We start from the raw sequence: 21,447 nt of genomic DNA, 5'->3' as shown, positions 1-21,447 counted from the left end.
AATGCCATTTACTACATCCTGCGCAGGTGTAAGCTTAAAAGGGCTGGCTACCAAAAGCCCTATTCTTTATTTTTAAATCTATAAAAATGGCCAAACAAAATAGGATTATCCCACTTCAAGGCACGATTGGCAACATTACCTTCTACAAATCAAAAGAAGGATATCTAGCCAGAGAGAAAGGCGGTATTAGCGCCAACCGGATCGCAACAGATCCCGCGTTTGCCAGAACGCGAGAAAACCCGGCGGAATTTGGCAGAGCAGGTAAAGCCTACAAGATGCTTCTCACTGCATTCCGTACACTGGTAATGAATATTAAAGACAGCTATACATCCTCACAGTTATGCCGGGAAATGATGAAAGTGATCCAGGCGGACACCGTGAATGTGAGAGGACAACGCAACGTAATTGACGGCGAAGCAGAGTTACTGAAAAGCTTTGAATTCAACAGCAATTCACGTTTAGGCGTAACACTGTTCGCTCCTTATACTGCCGCAATAGATCGTGTTGCAGGTACGCTCAAAGTAGACCTGCCTGTATTCAATCCGATTGACCTAATGGCAAGCCCTGCCGGCGCCACGCATTTTAAAATCCTGGTAGGCGGCGCAGAAGTGGACTTCGAAGCGGAAACATTTGTAAATAGTGTCTCTACCAGCGAAGAAATTCCGATAGGTGGTTCTGCCACCCCGGAACTCCACTTACAGACTACTGTAACAGGTAACAGTACCAAGCCGTTTTCCTGGCTCTGGGTATCGCCTTTTACCAGCAGGTAAACGGGGAGATGGAATTTAGCATCAACTACGGAGAAACAATCGCAGGCAAAAAACATATATTTATGTGACTACATTCATTTAACAAGCCCGGTAAAGATACAATAGCAAGAAAATATTCTCCTCTCCTTATAAATTTTATTATTTATGAAAAAAAATAATGTCAGCCACAATGATAACCCTCACAATTATCCCCGAAACTTTATCATTTATGGCCCATCTCGTCTTTAAATATGTAAATACAGCCCCTACCAATAATAACCTAGAAATTGCAATCGATATGAAATTACAACAATTAGCACATAACAAAAGTCTTTAAACCTTGGATGAACTTAGCAATATTGAAGGGATCATCTCACCAGGCCTCACAAAACTGGAATCGTAACACCGATTCCAAATCCTTTCAACTATAAGTATATCTATTCACCCGGACTCCACGTGGAAAAACAAAAAAAGGTATCAACTATTCAATAAAAAGGATAACGAAACAAAAGAAAATATTAATCGTCATCATTCAATCTTTTCACTAAAAATTTCCTACTATTTTCTTTAGTGGTAAGAGGATAACAAAAATAGCGAAACACACTACGTATAATACACAACAACATACGCTAAAAATCAGCAACAAATTATATTTTAACAGAGTTTCAATAAAGTAAAATCTATCAAGATAATAAAAATATATTGCCATGAAAAAAGCCAAATTTGCATTAACCGTTTTGATTACATTCTCCATAATCGGAGGAACTCTCGCGTTCAAAGCCAATAGGCAACTAAGAGCCTTTTACTCACTAGGAACTACGACTATCGGAGGAGAACAAATTAATGGATGCGTCGTAACTCAACTATTATATCTAACACCAAATCCAGGAGGATTCTACACCTCTTATTCAAGTACGGTCAACTATCCAACGACACTTTGTACGGCTGTGGTACTAATCAATGGTTGATCGAGTTAAGCTAATTAAATAAAAGGGCTCGACGCTGTCGATCTTTATACGGGTACACCTAACTCGTATAAAGCTTTCATTGCAAACAATTCCCTAGTAAGACGAAAAATGCACGGGTTAACACTTAGTATGCTTTAATCAGTCCGCGCAACTCAACCCCGAATTTAAACCCTCATAGAGATTATTACATCTGCCTTATCATTGCTTACTAAAATCCGAACACTATTACCGCAGAAGAGCCATCTCATTGTTTTCGCAAACAATAAGACGGCTCTTGTAAATTATTAGTTAATAAACATAACTAAGAGATCTAATCAAATCATTAATGCAAATAATCTTCATAGATCATTTCTCAATTAATCATTAACATTAACTCTAACTGTACAAGTTGTGGTAGCAGAGTTAAATGTTGATGAGTATGGAGTGATTGCTCCTGCAGCTGCCGGAGTACGTAACAATTGTACAGGAATAACGCAACCTGCAACTTCTTCACCCTGAATCACAGTGGTACCAAGTGAATAGAAAGTCTTCAATTGCCTATTAGCTTTGAATGCTAATGCACCACCTATAACTGCGAGAAGAGCAACAGCTGTTAACGCGAATTTTGCTTGTTTCATAATGATAGATGCTTTTTAAAATCAAAAAGCTAAACTTTGCTTTTTATGAAAAATGCCTACTCGTTTATAATGGTTTTCGGCTTCGCCATTCTTTGGTCGATTTCTCTTGCAAGTATTCAATCGGCCTATTTTGCGCAAAAATTTATTCTTGACTAACTTGTCTTAGCTGATCAGACGCCACTCCGCCGAAAAAACCGGCATTCAATCTTTTACCCTTATCATAAATGGCAATAAAGGGTACCTGTGCTATTCTAAAGTATTCAGAAAACCGAATATCATAGTCCAACCCAACTATAATGTTCTCATATCTTTCGAGATGATTCTTATTATAAAACAATTTCATTTCTCTATGGCTGTAAGGAGTTACTAAATAAAATTGAATATGTTTAAGCTTCTTTACATTATTTATAATAGTATCCATTTCAGACTGACAATAAGGGCAATAGGGGCTGAAATAGAACAGCACTGTAGGCCTTCCCTTGGGAATTGACGAAAGATTGATCTTAGTTATACTGTCAGAAAGTAGTATACTTATACTTGGCAATAACTCGCCCTCTCGTCCAGTTATAACTGATTTCGCATAACCTCTTTTCCGAATATCTATCAGTGAATATCCCCCCATTCTAAAGAGACCCATATATAAAGATAGCCCTACCAGAAGCATCGCTGCAACAATAACATACATTCGTTTCATAATAATTACTTAAATTACTCAAATCGATATAGTGCTATATAGTAAGACTTTCCGGCTTTGCAGTCTCTGTCAAATATTCTTCCTGTACGACAGATATACTCTTAGCTGCTTTCACTAAATAGTCAACCAACAAAAAAGTATACGACAATGAGACCAGAATAGGGAACAACTGAAACCTAAGAGCTATGGGCGATGCAAAAACACTAAAACCAAAATTAATTGTCCATAAAGTCACCACAAGTATTAGCCCTCTTTTCAATTGAAAATGTTGCTTATAACCTCCTAATAATATAAAACTTATTGTACTCATTACAAGAACAACATTCATAGTACCTACTAAAACGGGATAGAAATCCAATGTATTTACCTTAAAATCCTTAAAATGACATTTCAGTTTAGTGCTTTTATAGTCAAACCAAACCTTTGCAGTTTGATTAACGCTATCTACGCCAGTACTATAATGATCAAGAAATTCAACTGGTGGCGCATAGTATTTTATAGCATTTGGGACTAAATAATACTTGGCAAACTCATAAGGATAAGATTTAATCAAAAACGAACCGTACTCTTTCATTATTGGTGCAAGAGTTGCCCACTTCTTTAACGCAGATGCCGCGGAATCATTCTTAAACTGACTTTCCATATACTTGGAAAGTGGTGAATTAGGATCCCACATGTAAACAGTGCTCGCAATCAATGCTTCTGATGGATGCGTCCGTATATCTCTACTGGAATCAAAATAGTGTCGAACCATATTATCCAACATACGGAGAGATACAGGTACATCTCTCCGATCCGCGCTGTCGACATATCTGTATGCATATAACGCATTATTTGCCATCTGCCATCCGGTAAATGGCGTAAATTGTCTAAATCCGCTAATTGTTTTATACTTTACGCTTGTGACTTGTATAAAAAATCCTATAAGGAGAAGACTTATACAGAATCCAACAATATTCATTATCATTCTTCTCCTAGTTAATAGTAGCGATATCACTCCAACAGCAGGATAAAACAGTGCATTATACCGTACGGTGAATGCCACAAAAAGAACAAGTGAATTTATAATGATTAACCTATTAGTAGGTCTATTCATTATCCAAATTAACAAAGTAAACCAAATTAGACTTAATGAAAGAAAGAAAGCATCACTTGAAATGTAATTCGCAAGATAAAGGTAGACAGGATTAACCAACATGAATACGAACAAAGAAATCTTTGCAAATCTAGATGGTTCATAAAAATAAAACATGGTAAATACAAGTCCGAGGCTCGCACATTGCAAAAGTAGATATTGCAGCCCAACAACCGCTAAATCTGAATGAGTAAAAACGCTTATTAACCTAAGAAATTTAGAATACCCAATGGGGTAAGTATTTACAGTAAAATTATGGTATGCTGTCTCAATATATATATAAGAGTCTCCATTTATAAATCCCGCAAATGGATAAAAGAACTTGAAAACAATGAACTGGACAATAACAATAGGGATAGCAATTCTAGCAAACCACCTATTTGTGGGATGTTTGAAAATATACTCAAACAAACTAAGTTGAAACCTAGCATCGACATTGCCATTCATTTGTCTTTCCCTTGTGCTTACACTATTAACTAACATTTTCGATATAATTTATTACAACAATTCCCTACAAATATCATCAGGCGATACAAAAACATTTAACATCGGCTAGAATGTTACCTCCACATAATTTCTAAATCATGTCCTAAACCATTTTAATGCGGAGGACACATAAATGTATTGTAAATCTTCACTTATAATTCGCAGTTCTTTCACTTAAATATAAGTGAAAGATAACCACTTTAGTTACATAGAAACTAGACCTTATTGCAAAACCAACATCAATTTTCAATTTAAGTAGACCTAAAAGGCAAACGGAGGTACAATGATTAAAAAGATAATTAATAGAGTGCCGGCACAAATATAGTTTGAGCTAATTCCGTATTCACCTGTATACATATAATACAACGGAGTTCATAGAAAAAAAAAGAGGGCTAGACAACAGGGCAAAGCACTACAATTCAAGATAAATTCTAGCAGGGAATTGGCATTTCATTTTCTCCATCCGGATTGTAAAAAAAGAAGTTATTACTGACATGGTATGATTTATTTGAGGGTTCAATTCAATTACTCATAACTAACAATAGTGCAACTAAATTGAATTACGATAGAGCTACCTACCTATCATTAGTCAAATCAAAATTAAATCCAACCACTGCCATCTCCATACAGCGAAACATTTTTCTTAAAAAATTCGTCTCCTCTAAACGACAAACAAAGATCCATATAAATACTGCAATACAGATGCGTTCAAAATATTCATCTTACATGATATTGGAAATCCCCATTATGAAGCAGTTAATAATGCTATTATTAATAGTTGTGTCAACCTCACATTCTTCGGCGCAAAAATCTCATCAATTAGTAATTAAAGGTCGCATAACTGACAAGGAGACACAAGACAACCTGTCGTCTGCAACAATAACATTTCTGTACGCTAAGGATTCCTCCAAAGCAGGCCTATCATTCACTAATAAAGAGGGATTTTTTATAATTGACAGCCTTACACCTACGAACTTTATACTGCTCGTATCATTTATTGGATACGAAAAATTATTATATCCATTGCATGCCTCATCCACTGACACTCTTATAAACATAGGGACAATTGGAATAAAACGAACAGGGCTAACATTAACAGAAGTTAAGATTGTAGAAACTAGAATACCTCTACGAATTGCAAGGGATACAATGGAATATAATGCAAATTATTTTGAAACCCGAGACAATGCATTGGTCGAGGATCTATTTAGATTATTACCTGGTGTACAGATCGACAAAGACGGTACAATTAGTGTGAATGGAGAGCCTGTGAAAAGCATTATGATAAACGGCCGACCCATTTTCAGTGGTGGTGACAATAGAATTATTAGTAAGAATTTGCAAGCAGACTTAATCGATAGGGTCCAACTAATAGATAGGAAAACAAACAGACAAGATTTTAATGGTTCGAGTTCCAATCAACCAGATAAAGTAATTAATCTTACAATTAAGAAAAGCAAACAAAATTTAATCTCTGGAGAGATTTCAGGCGCTTACGGAACGGCCAACCGATTCTCCACCAAGCTAAGTCTTAGTCGATTCAAAGGTGAAGAGCAGCTTCTATTGCTAGGTAACGGCGACAACACTAACGGTGCTATAGAGACCAAAACGACTAGTGTTGGGGGCATTCAAGAGAATTGGAATGGGGCTGGGAACTATAGTAACAGAATCAACAAGAATACGACTATAAGTGCAAACTATATAGCGAATAACAATATAAGCGAAACTCAACGGAACAGTGCAAGAAAAAATATAATAAGCGATACAAGTTTGCTAATTCAACAGAAATCAAGCAGCAATAATAAAGATAGAAATCAAGCACTAACAACACAAATAGAATACCAAATTGACAGTCTACAAAATATAACTATCTCAAATCAACTCACACTTTTTAAAACAGATAATAACTTCGCTAATAGATTTAATTCACTAGGGAATTATGCTCAAGTACTAGGCAACGGAACTTTTAAGACTATGGACGAAAATAATACCATAACAGCGTTTACAGGTCTAAACTATGAAAAGAAATTTAATAAAAACAGACGTCTCCTTAATATTAGTATAAGTTATAGTAAAAGCGTATCAAAGCAGATTGGATACAACATATCAAACACCCTCTACTATCCAAATAGCCGAGAAACTATATCAGACACACTTGATCAACGTTCTATTATCAACACCCAAAACGAACAACTATTTGTCATGGCTACTTATACTGAACCCATACACAACTATGGAGCCATAAGTTTTATGATTGGTGAAGATCGGGTAAAAGGTTCATTAAATAAAACAATATTAGACTACAATAATATGACAAAACTATATGATAAAGCAAATGACAGTCTAAGCAATATATTCGTCACTGTTCCAATTCACCATTACGCCAAGTTAAATTGGCTGGTTAAAAAAGAAAAATTTGACTACTCTGTATCCCTAGCTGCACTATACTTCAGTATGGAGAATAAAGACAATAGTGTAAGTAACATTTATTCGACTAATGTTCTTGCCTTACTACCAGAAGCAACCATCAACTTCATACCGAGGAATAATCGAAAATTAAAGTTTTTATATAGAAAAAGTATCGAATTCCCGCAAGCATCTCAGTTACAGCAAACTCCAGATTATAGCGACCCTTTAAATATAAAACGTGGAAATCCAATGTTAAAACCCATCACTTTCCACGATTTGCAATTCAACTATAACTCTATTAACATTTCCACATTGAGAACACTCACCATTGCTACAAGTGGAAAATTCATAATCAATCAGATAGTCAATCTCTCATTCTTTGATTCCATTGGCCGTCAAGCTACTAAACCAGTCAATTTAAATGGCAACTATCTTCTTGAACTAAACATTAATAACTACCTACCATTCAAGAAGCAACACTTTGGCGTTAATCTAAACACAAAAGGCAGCCTAAAAAGATCTCTAAGTGTTGTAAATGGAAAGGAATCTATAAGTAATCAAACATCCCTAACTCAAGTGATAAGTTTCCGCTATACTCGGAAAACTTACGAATGCGCAATAACAGGAAGCATAAACTATAACAATCTAAGCTATAATAACAATAAGGAGCTTAAGGAAAATTATGTTAGTGGTGGCCTATCATTTGCGAACCGTCTAAATCTCCCATACGGAATAAATTTGAACTCTAATCTTATAGTTGCATGGACAACTGGACGAATGGAGGGGTACAATGGGAGTCCACTAATGTTAAATGCCTCGATTAGCAAATCAATATTTAATAACAGACAAGGACTTATAAAAATCCAAGGGTTTGATGTACTAAAACAAAATATAAGTTATAATCGCATCATTCAAGACAACTATATTGAAGATATTAGCACTAATGTATTGGAGCGCTTCTTCACTATTGGATTTTCCTATTTCTTAGGCAAGAATAAATAAATAATGGAAATCATGACTTTGTTTGACAGTTTTTATCTTGTCAATCAAATGTCTATATATGAGTCCAAAAGAACTATCAGATATTCGTAGAAAGCTTAGAATAATTCAACATGGCCAAGCGTCAGGGAATGTATCAAAAACCTGTCGATACTTTGGTATATCCAGGGAAACCTACTATAAATGGAAGAAAGACTATGAAAGTGAAGGAGAAAGCGCCTTAGTTAATAGTAAACCCTGTCCTGAAAATCCGAAGCTAGGTATTGCAGCTGATATTGAAGCTCAGATTATACACTTAAGAACCACCTATCATTTGGGACAATTACGAATATCATGGTATATGAAACGTTACCATGATATTGCTGTTTCTCCTGCAGGAGTATATAATGTTCTTAAAAGAAATGGGCTTAATAAATTGCCGCAAAATCAGCGGAAAAGATCCATGGAACAATTTAAAAGATACGAAAAACAGGTGCCGGGACATAGAATCCAGGTCGATGTTAAATTTTTATCTTTTACTGATAAGTCCTCTGGGAAGGAAGTTAAGCGCTTCCAATATACGGCGATTGATGACGCAACAAGAGCTCGGGCTCTGAAAATATATAGTAAACATAATCAGAGTTGCGCAATTCAATTTGTAGACTACATACGGAACAAATTTCCATTCCGGATTCATACTATTCAAACCGATAACGGGCATGAATTTCAGGCGCAATTTCATTGGCATTGCGAAGATTTAGGCATTCAACATGTGTATATAAGGAAAGCTAGTCCACATTTAAACGGAAAAGTAGAACGGTCCCATTTGACCGATCAACAAGAGTTTTACCAACTGCTTGACTACACAGATGACATCGACATCAATAAGAAATTACAGGAGTGGGAGAATTTCTATAACTGCCATAGACCTAATGCTGCACTGAAGGGCAAAACACCCTACGAAATACTTAGAGAACGACTACAATCTAAAACGTAGCCATTGTTTGAAACCCGTGCCGGGATGGGGTAAGGGGAATGGCGCGGCAGCAGCGCCTTCCCCTTAAAACAGATTTAAAATCCAGTTCAAAATGTTTATTTGCTCTGTCAACCGTAGTCCTAGTATTCACAAATAAATAGACTTCGTTCCAATAATTAAAATTAAAATCAATTCATACTTCGTCTTCAATACTGACTTCTAAGTCCTCACAAACTTTTTTTTTAGCAAGCCAACTTAATAACATCACTATTAGGGCCCCCTCATATAAACGCACAACATTCAAAAAAATTGGCGTCTACTCCTTTTAAAGCTTCACAATCAAGATCTCAAAGCCTAATATCATCGGCCGAAAGTTGAAAAGTTTATGTCGATACATCTTGATTATAGTTTCAAATTTTATCTATGCAAATCAATTAACAACCCATTTCCAGGAGTCTTTATATTTAGATCCAATTTATATGGATCTTCTTTCTCCCTGTTTTTTGCAGGCACACCCTTTGTCATCCATTTCGGGGCAGCTTTGCCCTTTAAATAGTGATCGAAAAATTGGGATAAGCGTATACTAAAGTCCTGAGCAGCCTCTCCCAGTATCCCGTGATTAGCATCGGTATACTCTAGTAGCCACACCTTCTTTCCTAGACGACGTAAGGCAGTAAACAATTCAATCGCCTGAGAAAATGAGCTAATGCCGTCATCACTAGTGTGCATCAGTAATAATGGAGTAGTTACCTTATCAGCGTTGAAAATTGAAGAGTTTTTAATATACTGCTCAGGTTTTTGCCATAGAGTCCCCCCCATTCTACCCTGGCCAGCCTCAAAATAATTCTGTAAACTAATATATCTACCTGGAACATCCCCATAGGCACTAATCATATCCGACATCGAGGAGGAAGAATAGGCCGCTGCAAACAGACTAGTATGTGTAACTAAATAATTAGTTTGTATACCACCAAAACTACAACCTCCAATTCCCATTTTCTGGGCGTCAACAAAAGGCAAAGTTGACAAATAGTTCGCCGCGGAAACAACTGCATCATATGTGCCTTGCATCGGATCGCCAATAGTATAGTCAATATCTGGAGTGAAAACCAAATAGCCATTACTAACGAAAGTGGGTATATTCATATTACAGCAACCGGATATATTCTCAGGAATTAAATACGCATTTAGTCCAAAAGATTTTTTTTCATAGTAATAAAATATAACTGGATATTTCAAACTGGGGTTAAAATTATCAGGTTTATATAATACCCCTTGAATTGAAGAACCATCCGCTTTTTTCCAACTATGTAATTCTGTCGTGTACCAATTATACGACTTCTCAGGACGAATTGCACTTTGAGAAATAAAGGATCTAAAATCTGAAGTGAAGAAATAATTGGGGGACTCCGCAGCCCTCATTCGCATGACAATGTATTTATTTGCATTTCTTGCTTTAATAGGAGCAACACCATTATTCTCAACATAGGGATTATCAATTAATTGGTAAATACAGTCCCCCATTGTTAATTTTTCCGGATCCCCCTTACTGCCTATTATTTTTTTGAAAAACCCGTTCTTCTTACTATATATATCCAGTGCATTCAGAATTAATGTATCCTTGGCTGTATAAGCAGCTCCTGGAAAGGTAGAGAGTCCCATATAATAAATAATACCATGCTTCAACCCATAACCGTTAGTTAGATTTACAGAAGGATTCTTTCCCAGTGGATCAATCATCCAAATATCATACTTATCATAAATTAATATCGCAGAATCTCTCTCCAACCAACCTAAAATACCTCTCGGAGTCTTAATTAAATCTTCCTTGAACGAATTAATCCAGGAGACATCCAAACCTGCAGTTATATTACGATATATTCCAGTCGACATTTCATAACTAAAATAGCTTGCCGAATCACTATCATAGTAAACCACAAATCGGCCCTCATCCGACAAATTAATAGTTACCACGCCTTTAGGCCTCAGAAGAGTGTTAGTATTTCTCTGAATAGACCTCACGTAATAAGAAATCTGAGCAGCGGTATTCCATTTCCATTCGTAACTATCAGCATCTCCTGACATATGCTGCACTAAAAACGTATTATCATCTAAACTCTTGTTTAAAATCCATTCATTCTCATGACCGATCTGAATAATACTCTTATCCACCAAGCTCACTGCAAACAAAAATTCAGCAGTTTCTTTGCCATCCACAATTTGAGCCGACTGTAGCTTCTCATCCAAATAACTCCAAACATGCACTGTCGAGTTTGTCATTCTACTTACATCTATATTCTCGATTTTTTTTACCGTAAAGAAAACGTATTTACCATCCTTACTTAAACCTGACAAACTATTTATAACAAACGACCTGTCACCTCCAATCGAGTCGACATCAACCACGAACGTTGGTGACAAGGCGCCCTTCTTATAATACATTATAGACTTACCTTTCCCATTTTCATCTGAGAGCATAAACGCTAATTGAGTAGCAGATGAATTTAATACTAACTTAGATAGCCCTTTTCCTTTCCATATCCTCATAATACCACCATCCATTACCTGTACCACCCGCAATGCTTCTGAAAAACCACTACTATCCCTTTCAATACTCTCTAGGATCAATACTTTCCCGTCCTCACTAAAGAAATAGTTCCTTACCGAATCAAAAGGTCTTGTATCGCCACTTTTAAGATTACGCAGCACTACCGATTTCTGTGAAGCATTTCCGTACGCGATCCATTCCCCATTCTTTACGGAAGGTACCTTAACAGATTTGACAAAAGGTATCTTCTCAAAGTAAGAATGCCCCAATTTTATCATGCATAAGGTGTCATTAAAAACAAAGAAAGCCATCCTACTATCTCCTGTAAATTGAATGCTTCTAATACCTTGAATTCTAATTTCCCAACTACCTTTGCATTCTTTCAAAATTGTAATGTCGTTAAACTTGATATCGTTTCTAATAAAATAGGACATAAACTTACCATCATCAGTGATCTTTGCGCCATCGACAAAAGTCCACTTATTATAGGCCATAGAATCTATGACAAGTTTATCATTAGAGGAAGGATGATCCTTCTTTTCTAACGGAACAGTCTGTCCATAATTAATTAGTGAAGAAAAAACAAAAACTATAGCTAAGAAAATTCCTCTCATATAAACATTTTTCTATTTACTGATTAATAATATATAATAAGCGGGTTTCACACTAAATGAATTAATGGAATAAACCTAGTTAAATTAGCACTTGACAATGTGATATAATTGCAGCCCGCATACGGCATATATGATATTGGATTAAAATGACCTGTTTGTCTAAAGTGAACTCCAAACAATATAGCATACTCTATACACGAGTTAATATCTAAAGTACTATCTGCCTTTAGAATATATTATATTAAAAAATATACTTTCAATACAAATATGACTGGCCTGAATAGTACGACTATAACAATTTGCGTGTAATATTTAATACAAGAGCAAATTCCAAACCTGGTATCAAACTATACTGTATGACTAAAATGCATTTAGGAGTGTTGACATCAAAACTTCCCTTGATAATCGCAATACTAACCGGTATTTGTTATTCAACCTCGACAATGGGCGAAGGAGAACGTCAAATATCTAAAGTGACGTTATCAGCCAATAATATCCCTCTTGAAAAGGCATTTAAGAAAATTCAAAAACAAACTGGAATTAAGATATATAATAATGTTCACGAGACATTCCTAAATGAACAAAAAAAAGTTACAGTTAACTTCAAGCAGGCGGACATAAGAGAAGTAATGACCTTTTTGTTAATTGATAAAGAAAATCTCTTCTTCACTCTAAACAATAACGAAATTCATATTCTTAGAGAAAGATCAAATTTATCGATAAATAAATTTGATACAATACCAAACACATTTCAATTGATTGGTAAAATACTAGACAAGGATGGTAATCCAATACCTGGGGTGTCGATAAAGCTAAAGAGTAATAATCAAGGTACGATTTCAAACTCTGATGGAACATTCCGGCTACCTAAAGTTGACAAAGGAAGTGTTATTGTAATAACTTCTATTGGATTTGAATCAAAAGAAATCGTAATTATTAAGAATAATATCTTAGTTCAACTCAATACATACACAAATCTACTTGATGAAAAGGTTGTCATTGCTTATGGGAGTACAACTAAGAGATTAAATACAGGAAACATAAGTAGTTTGAAAGCAACTGACATAGAAAGACAACCAGTTGGCAACCCATTAAATGCCCTCCAAGGACGTGTCCCCGGCATTTATATACAACAATCAAATGGATTACCTGGATCAGGAGTAACTGTTCGTATCCAGGGAGTAAATAGCATCTCAAGCGGCAATGATCCTTTCTATGTTGTTGATGGGGTGCCATATGTATCCCAATTGCTTCCTATTTATAATACTATAACTGGTGGATCAGGTGTAAACGGTGTTTCGGGCAATCCTTTAAGTTACTTAAACTCCGCCGATATTGAAAGTATTGAAATACTAAAAGACGCAGACGCCACAGCAATATATGGATCCAGAGCTGCAAACGGAGCAGTGTTGATAACAACCAAAAAAGGAAAATCTGGTCCTACAAGAATAAATATTATGTTTCAAAGTGGATGGGCAAAAGTGTCAAAAAGAATAGACCTCTTAGATACTGAAGATTATCTTGCGATGAGACGAGAAGCAATAAAAAATGACGGTAACACCATTTCTCCATTTGACTACGATCTAAATGGGACTTGGGATACAATGCGCAATGTAAATTGGCAAAAAGAACTCATTGGAAAATCCGCGCAATATACTGACGCGCAATTAAATATATCCGGAGGTAATGCTTTAACTCAATTTCTATTGGGAGGAGGATACCATAGAGAGACAACTGTCTATCCAGGCTCTTTCTCTGACACAAAAGCGTCGCTTCACTTAAATTTAAGCGGTAATTCTCTCAATCAAAAATTCAAAATTCAGTTCACTGGTTCCTTTATTTTCGATGACAATAAATTGCCTTTAAATGACTTGACTACAAGCGCGATCACATTAGCTCCCAATGCCCCTAAGCCATATAATTCAGACGGAACTATCAACTGGATGCCAACTGCGACTGGAGCCAGTTCTTTTTCAGCAAATCCATTTGCTTCGACAGCACTAAACAGTACCAACAAAACATCAAATCTAATTGGGAACGCTGTTCTTAGTTATGAATTGCTTCCTGGTTTGATAATTAAAAGTAGTTTTGGTTTTAACAATCTATTAACTGATGAAATAACCAAAAGCCCGAATTCAATTTACCAGCCGGAGTATCAACCAGATATTTCAAATGCATCAGTTTTTATAAAGAATAAAATTAGTTCCTGGATCGTAGAGCCACAAATAGAATACAAAACGAAGATAAATAAAGGCATCTTAAACATTCTAATTGGCAGCTCACTAACACAACAAAATAGCGACCAACAAAATGTCTTAGCACTTGGGTTCAGCAATGAACTTGTAATGGAGGATTTAAGTTCCGCCACAAGCTTAACAGGAAGTAGCATCAACGCCGTATACAAATATAACGCCATATATAGTAGAGTCACTTATAATTGGCTCGATAAATACATACTTAATCTTACATCAAGACGTGACGGTAGTTCTCGATTTGGACCAGAAAATCAATTTCATAATTTCGGGGCTGTGGGTGCAGCCTGGATCTTCTCCCAAGAACCTTTCATACAATCTAAAATCCCATTTTTAAGCTTTGGAAAACTAAGAGGTAGCTTTGGTAGCACTGGAAATGATCAAATAGGTGATTATAGATTCATGGACATATATCAGCCACTTTATGTGACAGGAAATGCGTATCAAAATATAATTGGACTTTCTCCTAGCAGAATAACGAATCCATACCTGCAATGGGAGAAAACTAGGAAACTTCAAATTGGGATGGAACTTGGTCTTTCAAAAGATAGGATTCTACTTACTGTAAATTACAATCAAAATCGCTCCAATAATCAGTTAACACAAGCACGTCTACCAAGCATTACTGGCTTTACCGGAATAACCCGCAATTTTCCAGCTGTAATACAAAACACCGGTTGGGAATTATCACTCACCACAACCAATATAAAAAAGGATCATTTCTATTGGACTTCAAATTTTAACATAACGATTCCAAAGAATCAGTTGCGTTCATACTACGGAAGAGACAAAAACAATTCGATATATATTGGAAAGCCCCTATCGACTATCGCATATTATAATTATGCAGGATTAAATGACACCACAGGCGTCTATCAATTCATAGATACAAAGGGAAATATAACGATAAGCCCTTCAGATCCAATTGATAAAACTGTTGCACTAAATACGGATCCAAAATTATATGGTGGCTTGCAAAATAGCTTTAATTATAAAGGATTTACCATGGATATCTTCTTAATGTTTGCGAAAAGAACAACTATAGACGATGTTACTTATGGTTTAAGAAACATCGCTTATCCAGGTACATTCAATGGAGGCGCCGGTAACCAATCAACTACCGTTCTAAATCGTTGGCAAAAGACTGGTGACAAAGCCCAAATACAGCCTTATAGCGCGGAGCATTACGAGAACTTAGATTACATAAAGTATAGCAGTGCTATTCTAACAGACGCATCCTTTATTAGCCTCAGAAACATCTCTATTTCATGGCAATTCCCTGACCATTTGAACAGAATTCTACATATTATTAATGCAAAAGTGTTTCTAAATGCTCAAAATATCCTTACGGTCACAAACTATAAAGGATTCAATCCTGAAAGCGGATTATCGCTCCCACCATTAAGAACAGTTACTATAGGAGCACAAATAACACTCTAATCTATCCTCACCATAAAATACAAGAAGATGTATTCAATGCTAAATCCCATTAACAAAACGACATTTTTATTTCTCCTTTCAGCCCATATAATGATCATTATAACTCAAACGAGTTGTCAAAAATTGATCGAAGTCAATGCGCCAACCACCAGCATAACTGCAGATAACGTATACACTAATAATCTCACAGCGTCAGCCGTTTTAACAGGCATTTATTCTAGAATTAGTATGAATAGCATAACGGGAAATGATCTATCAGCAATTGGATTAATAACAGGACTAGCTGGAGATGAGCTAACTCTATATGCTGGTGCCAAAGATGTACGATTGAGAGCATACTATCAAAACAATCTGGCTACCATTACCTCACGAATAGATTTTTGGGCCAATATCTATAACGAAATATATATTGCAAATTTATCAATTGAGAGGCTAAATAACTCCTTTTCGCTAACACCTGGGGTTAGACAGCAACTATTAGGAGAAGCAAAATTCATAAGAGCATTTTGCAATTTTTATTTAGTAAATCTATACGGCGATATTCCATTAGTGACAACTTCCAATTATGCTGTAAATAGTACCTTACCGCGTGCCCCAATATCGCAAGTATGGATGCAAATTATATCAGATCTTAAAGATGCCAAAATTTTGCTTTCTAATGATTATGTCGATGGTACTCTACTAAAAAAAAGTATTGAACGTATTAGACCAAATAAATGGGCCGCTACCGCACTATTAGCGAGAAGTTATTTATATACAAACGACTGGGTAAATGCGGAAATAGAATCCACTGAAATCATAAACAATACAACATTATACAATTTAGACTCTTTGAACAATACATTCCTAATGAATAGTCGCGAAGCAATTTGGCAATTACAACCAGTCAATTTTGCTTCAAACACGGAGGATGCTAAAGTTTATATACTTCCACGTAGTGGACCATCTTCATCTAGGCCAGTATATCTCAGCCCACAACTATTAAATAGCTTTGAAGCCAATGACCGAAGAAAAACGTTATGGATTGATTCTGTATTAATTACTGGCATACCCTATCACTTTGTATTCAAGTACAAATCTGGCGCTCTTAATGCTCCGTTAACAGAGTACAATACAATATTCCGTCTAGGAGAACAATATCTTATAAGAGCAGAAGCACGAGCACAACAAAACAAGATCGCCGGTTCACGTGCTGACTTAAATATCATTCGTATAAGAGCTTGGCTAGATGAATCAAAATTAAATCAAAAATCTGCATTACTCTCCAGCATTTATCATGAGAGGCAGGTAGAGCTATTTACAGAATGGGGACATAGGTGGCTAGATATGAAGAGGATTCATATTGTGGATACCGTAATGAGGAATGTGACTCCATTGAAAGGAGGATCATGGAATCTAAACTGGGAATTGTTCCCTATTCCATCAAACGATATACTTACAAATGGAAATCTATCTCAAAATACAGGATATTAATATGCCACCCGTGTAGTATACTTAAAATTTAAAAATAGATTGTATTCACATACTTACAATTTCTGGATAAATTATTGACTGATGAGAAAAAAAAATTTTATAGCCGGACTCCTGATTTTAATCTCTTCACCCTGCTATACTCAGGATAAAACACCCATATCTACTAGCTATCAAATGTCTCCTATCCACATGCAAACTAGGTGGGCAAAAGAAGTGAACCCGAATAATGTATTGAAAGAATATCCTAGGCCTTTACTTAAACGTCGAAAATGGCAGAACTTAAATGGACTTTGGGAATACTCCATTACAGACTCAACAACAACTTTGCCTGCCAATTTTGAAGGAAGAATATTGGTACCCTATCCTGTCGAATCTGCCCTTTCAGGTGTACAAAAAAAACTATTTCCTGAGATGCGTTTATGGTACAGGAAAATAATCCAAAAACCGGCCATAAAAGGTAACGACCGTATTATATTAAATTTTGGCGCCGTAGACTGGCAAGCAACAATCTTTATAAACAAAAAACAAATCGGAACGCATACAGGAGGCTATCAAAGTTTCTCGTTTGACATTACCGATTTACTAAAACCAGACAACAACGAAATTTTAGTAAAAGTATTCGATCCCAGTGACAAGGGGCCCAATCCTCATGGAAAACAAGTTCTTAATCCGACGAATATATATTATACTTCATCAAGTGGTATCTGGCAAACGGTATGGTTGGAAACTGTTCCAGCTATGTATATAGCAAATATAAAAACTACTCCAGATATAGACAAAAGTACTTTAGCTCTAAGCATCACAACAAAAGGGAAAATAGAAAATACAGGGCTTGAAATTACTACATCAGCAAATGACAAAGTAGTAAGCATCCAAAAATTTCCAATAACCAATAATCAGGGAAATTATACACTTACAATACCTAAGGCTAAATTATGGTCTCCCGACGATCCATTCCTGTATGATCTTACTGTAAAACTCATAAAGAAAAATAAAATAATTGATGAGGTAGAGAGCTATTTCGGAATGAGAAAAATAAACATTCAAAAGGATGAAAAAGGTGCAGATCGTATTTTTTTAAATAATAAGTATACGTATAACCTTGGGATTCTCGACCAAGGATTCTGGCCTGAAGGATTATATACCGCCCCAACGGATGAGGCATTAGCATTTGATATTAAAACCATAAAATCGTTAGGTTTTAACACCATACGAAAACATATAAAAGTTGAACCAGAGAGATGGTACTACCACGCAGATAAAATTGGTATGCTAGTTTGGCAAGACTTTGTAAATCCACCTCATGGATACCCCAAAGGCTATGATTCTATTTTTGAAAAAGAAACACAGGAAACAATAGATCAATTACATGACCATCCCAGCATTATTACATGGGTTCTATTTAATGAGCGATGGGGGGCATATGATCAAAAAAGGCTAACAGAATGGGTAAAAAAATATGATCCAAGCAGGATAATCAACGGACATTCTGGCGAATTGCTTTATGTAAACAATCAACTTCGTGCACCTGCTGATGATCCGTGGATTGGTAGTGATATGACGGATGTGCATTCATATCCAGATCCAATAAATGCTCCTCCCTTGCCCAATAAGGCTCGTGTAATTGGTGAATTTGGTGGTGTGGGTGTACCTGTTCCTGGTCATGAATGGGACGATATGCAGGGCTGGGGCTATATACAAGTCACTCCGGAAGAACTAAAAACTAAGTATATCCATATGACAAGTGAGCTTAAGAAATTGGAGGTCGCTGGTCTAAGCGCTTCCATTTATACCCAACCTTTTGATGTTGAGGGAGAGGAGAATGGCCTACTTACCTATGACAGAGAGATAATTAAGATTCCTGTTACAGAATTGAGAGCCATCAACCAAGAACTGGTAAAACAAACCAAAGGATTTGCAATAGATCCAAGTTTCGTTATTGCAACGAATATGAATATAAACGACAATGATAGTCGCTATGAGTCACTAATTGATGATTATAAAAAAGGGGGAAGAGATTCTGCTTTTCTAAGAAGACTTATACTAATATCCATACGCAAAAAAGATCAATCAACAACTACCATAATAGGGAACAATTATATCAGCATTTTGACGAATCCTTTTTCCAAGGATAACTTAACTTTTATTAGAAGAATAACAAAGACCAGTAAAGATAGAGGTTTTCAACTTTTCATAGAGCAACCCAGGAAAGTAGATTCGTTCCTCTGGGAAACTGCGGCAATAAGTAAAGTAAAATCAATAATCGACGCAGAGGAAATAGCTCCTTATAAAACAAACCCTGATTGGGAGACCATAGAGCAACGAGTGACAAGTAGATATGGTAAAGTTGGTGAAGAATTAGTACTTGGCAAACGAATGTTATACTACGGCGTGGAGTCAAGCCATAAAGATTGGAATATTTATGCAAAATACTACACGCTATATTTTAAGTTAGCATTGGAACGACCAGAATATGATATTAATAACTTTTCATGGCTCATTTTCGAACATTGCAACGACCCAAAGACTTTGGATTTTGCAATTGATGTCATGAAATATGCAATTGAAAAATGGGACCAATCACCTGAGGCATTCGATACATATGCTCATCTTCTTCATAAAACAAATAGATCCAATGAAGCTATACCGTGGGAAGAAAAAGCACTAAAATTAAAGAAAGGTACGCCAGACGAAAAAGTCTACGCCGAAACCCTTCAAAAAATGAAAGCCGGTCTCCCTACCTGGCCACAAAGTAATTAAACTCTACGCGGTGTAAGTGGGTGGATGGTTTACACCCCTTACGCACTCATGTGTCGGTCGCTAATATTCTTATTAGTGACCCATTTTTTCTCAAAATCACACTCAAAATGTCAAATAAATTATTTTTTCATATTCATAGTACGTAGGGAACCTCGCATGTGTACTATATATGATTAACCTTAAAAAAGACGAAAGAAAAATATTAAGATACAAAACTGAATAGGCCAGATTGAAATAGTTTGTTGCTATCCTATAAAACACTTCAATCAGCCCGGTCAGCAGGCAAAACAATAACAGACATTTTTACACCACTTTCACAAAAAAAATAATGTTATGAAAGCGCCCAGTAATCTCCCGCGTATACCTTTAAGAATCGATGAAGATGACCAGGATTTCATCTCTATTGAAAGTTTACCCCCGGAATATCAGCACCTGGCCATGCCGGCTGCTAAAATCTATTTCAGAAGTGATGACTATGTGGATATCATCAGCCAAACGATAAAGTTTGGCCGGTTCACACTCCGTACGCATGAAGTATTCAATAAGGAACATCCCATTATGCTGGTTCCTTATACAAAAATTGAGCTGCTGGCCCTGCACTTTATGGCTGGTGGCGAAATAGTAGCAGAGCTCACCGACCAGGGGCCGTATATGATGGCCAAAAGGGAAATGACCTTATTCAAGCTGGAACCCAGCGCGCATAAAGCACCCATGAATCCTTGGGATAATATGTTCAGCTTCCATATTAATATCACACCAGAAGATTTGAAGGAGCTGGCACTGGAATACCCGGAACTGGCGGCAATAGTTAAGAAAACATCCAAAAAAGGCAGTGCGCCTATCAACGCAGAGCCGTATCATATCAACCTGGCATGTACAGACCTTATTGATGCCATCTGCAACTGTAAGTTTGTAGGCAAACAGGCGGAAATATTCATGCACCGGTGCTGCCTGGAGCTGTATTTCAATTTTGCGGCGCAGGATAAACTGGAGGATGAGCCCATGCGGGTGTTCCCGTTATATGTATCTGAAAAATTAGAGGCATCCATTAAATACCTGGTGAATGTCACCAACGAAAAGTTTTCCATGGCTAAAATGGCAGTACTGCTGGACCTCGGCACACAGGAATTGAGAGAAGCCTTCGTTAATAGCTTTTTTATGACGCCGGAACACTTCCACTTCCAACGCCAGATGATCCAGGCATATGGCACTGTCATCACGTCTCCCGATCCCCCTGAAAAAATTTGTACTTCCATAGCAATGAACAATGCAGACGAATTCACTACCCTGTTTGAATCCTATTTTAACTGTTCCATCGCTATCATTCGAAGTAGTCAATGAAGAGATT

At 36.4% G+C, this 21,447-nt stretch carries 11 protein-coding genes; 7 read left to right on the top strand and 4 right to left on the bottom strand.

The annotated features are described in order from the left end of the window. Positions 1-86: 86 nt before the first annotated feature. Positions 87-770 (top strand): hypothetical protein, encoded by a 684-nt coding sequence (locus ACLHR0_RS25820; RefSeq protein WP_436490542.1) that lies wholly within the window; start codon positions 87-89, stop codon positions 768-770. Between the two features lie 1,303 nt (positions 771-2,073). On the opposite strand, the gene ACLHR0_RS25815 is transcribed toward ACLHR0_RS25820, so the two are convergent. The 3 genes from ACLHR0_RS25815 to ACLHR0_RS25805 all read right to left on the bottom strand — a co-directional run bounded on the left by ACLHR0_RS25815 (position 2,074) and on the right by ACLHR0_RS25805 (position 4,646). Continuing rightward, positions 2,074-2,334 (bottom strand): hypothetical protein, encoded by a 261-nt coding sequence (locus tag ACLHR0_RS25815; protein ID WP_370908097.1) that lies wholly within the window; start codon positions 2,332-2,334, stop codon positions 2,074-2,076. Between the two features lie 142 nt (positions 2,335-2,476). After that, a complete protein-coding gene (locus tag ACLHR0_RS25810) occupies positions 2,477-3,028 on the bottom strand; it encodes a TlpA family protein disulfide reductase (protein ID WP_436490540.1) in 552 nt (183 codons plus the stop codon). 34 nt (positions 3,029-3,062) lie between these two features. Then, a complete protein-coding gene (locus ACLHR0_RS25805) occupies positions 3,063-4,646 on the bottom strand; it encodes a hypothetical protein (protein WP_436490538.1) in 1,584 nt (527 codons plus the stop codon). A 750-nt stretch (positions 4,647-5,396) separates the two neighbouring features. Between ACLHR0_RS25805 and ACLHR0_RS25800 the strand changes: the two genes are divergently transcribed. Together ACLHR0_RS25800 and ACLHR0_RS25795 are read left to right on the top strand one after the other, a co-directional pair. Next, entirely contained in the window at positions 5,397-8,060 is a 2,664-nt protein-coding gene (locus ACLHR0_RS25800) for an outer membrane beta-barrel protein (protein WP_436490536.1), read from the top strand. Positions 8,061-8,118: 58 nt separating this feature from the next. Beyond that, entirely contained in the window at positions 8,119-9,033 is a 915-nt protein-coding gene (locus ACLHR0_RS25795) for an IS481 family transposase (RefSeq protein WP_436490535.1), read from the top strand. 396 nt (positions 9,034-9,429) lie between these two features. Here the strand turns inward: ACLHR0_RS25795 and ACLHR0_RS25790 are convergent, their stop codons facing one another. Continuing rightward, positions 9,430-12,174 (bottom strand): alpha/beta hydrolase family protein, encoded by a 2,745-nt coding sequence (locus ACLHR0_RS25790; protein ID WP_436490533.1) that lies wholly within the window; start codon positions 12,172-12,174, stop codon positions 9,430-9,432. A 356-nt stretch (positions 12,175-12,530) separates the two neighbouring features. Between ACLHR0_RS25790 and ACLHR0_RS25785 the strand changes: the two genes are divergently transcribed. From ACLHR0_RS25785 to ACLHR0_RS25770, 4 genes are all read left to right on the top strand, one after another. Beyond that, positions 12,531-15,866 carry a SusC/RagA family TonB-linked outer membrane protein gene (locus ACLHR0_RS25785; RefSeq protein ID WP_436490532.1) on the top strand — a complete coding sequence of 1,112 codons (3,336 nt, stop codon included), beginning with the start codon at positions 12,531-12,533 and terminating at the stop codon, positions 15,864-15,866. 27 nt (positions 15,867-15,893) lie between these two features. Continuing rightward, positions 15,894-17,339, top strand: coding sequence for a RagB/SusD family nutrient uptake outer membrane protein (locus tag ACLHR0_RS25780; protein WP_436490530.1), 1,446 nt, complete (start codon positions 15,894-15,896; stop codon positions 17,337-17,339). Between the two features lie 81 nt (positions 17,340-17,420). Beyond that, entirely contained in the window at positions 17,421-20,099 is a 2,679-nt protein-coding gene (locus ACLHR0_RS25775; protein ID WP_436490529.1) for a sugar-binding domain-containing protein, read from the top strand. A gap of 333 nt (positions 20,100-20,432) precedes the next feature. After that, positions 20,433-21,440 carry a hypothetical protein gene (locus tag ACLHR0_RS25770; RefSeq protein WP_436490527.1) on the top strand — a complete coding sequence of 336 codons (1,008 nt, stop codon included), beginning with the start codon at positions 20,433-20,435 and terminating at the stop codon, positions 21,438-21,440. Positions 21,441-21,447: the final 7 nt, after the last annotated feature.

Source organism: Chitinophaga sp. ARDCPP14, from assembly GCF_051362515.1.
Classification (GTDB): domain Bacteria; phylum Bacteroidota; class Bacteroidia; order Chitinophagales; family Chitinophagaceae; genus Chitinophaga.
Note: the sequence above shows the minus strand (reverse complement) of the source record. Positions and strands in the feature narration are given on the sequence as shown.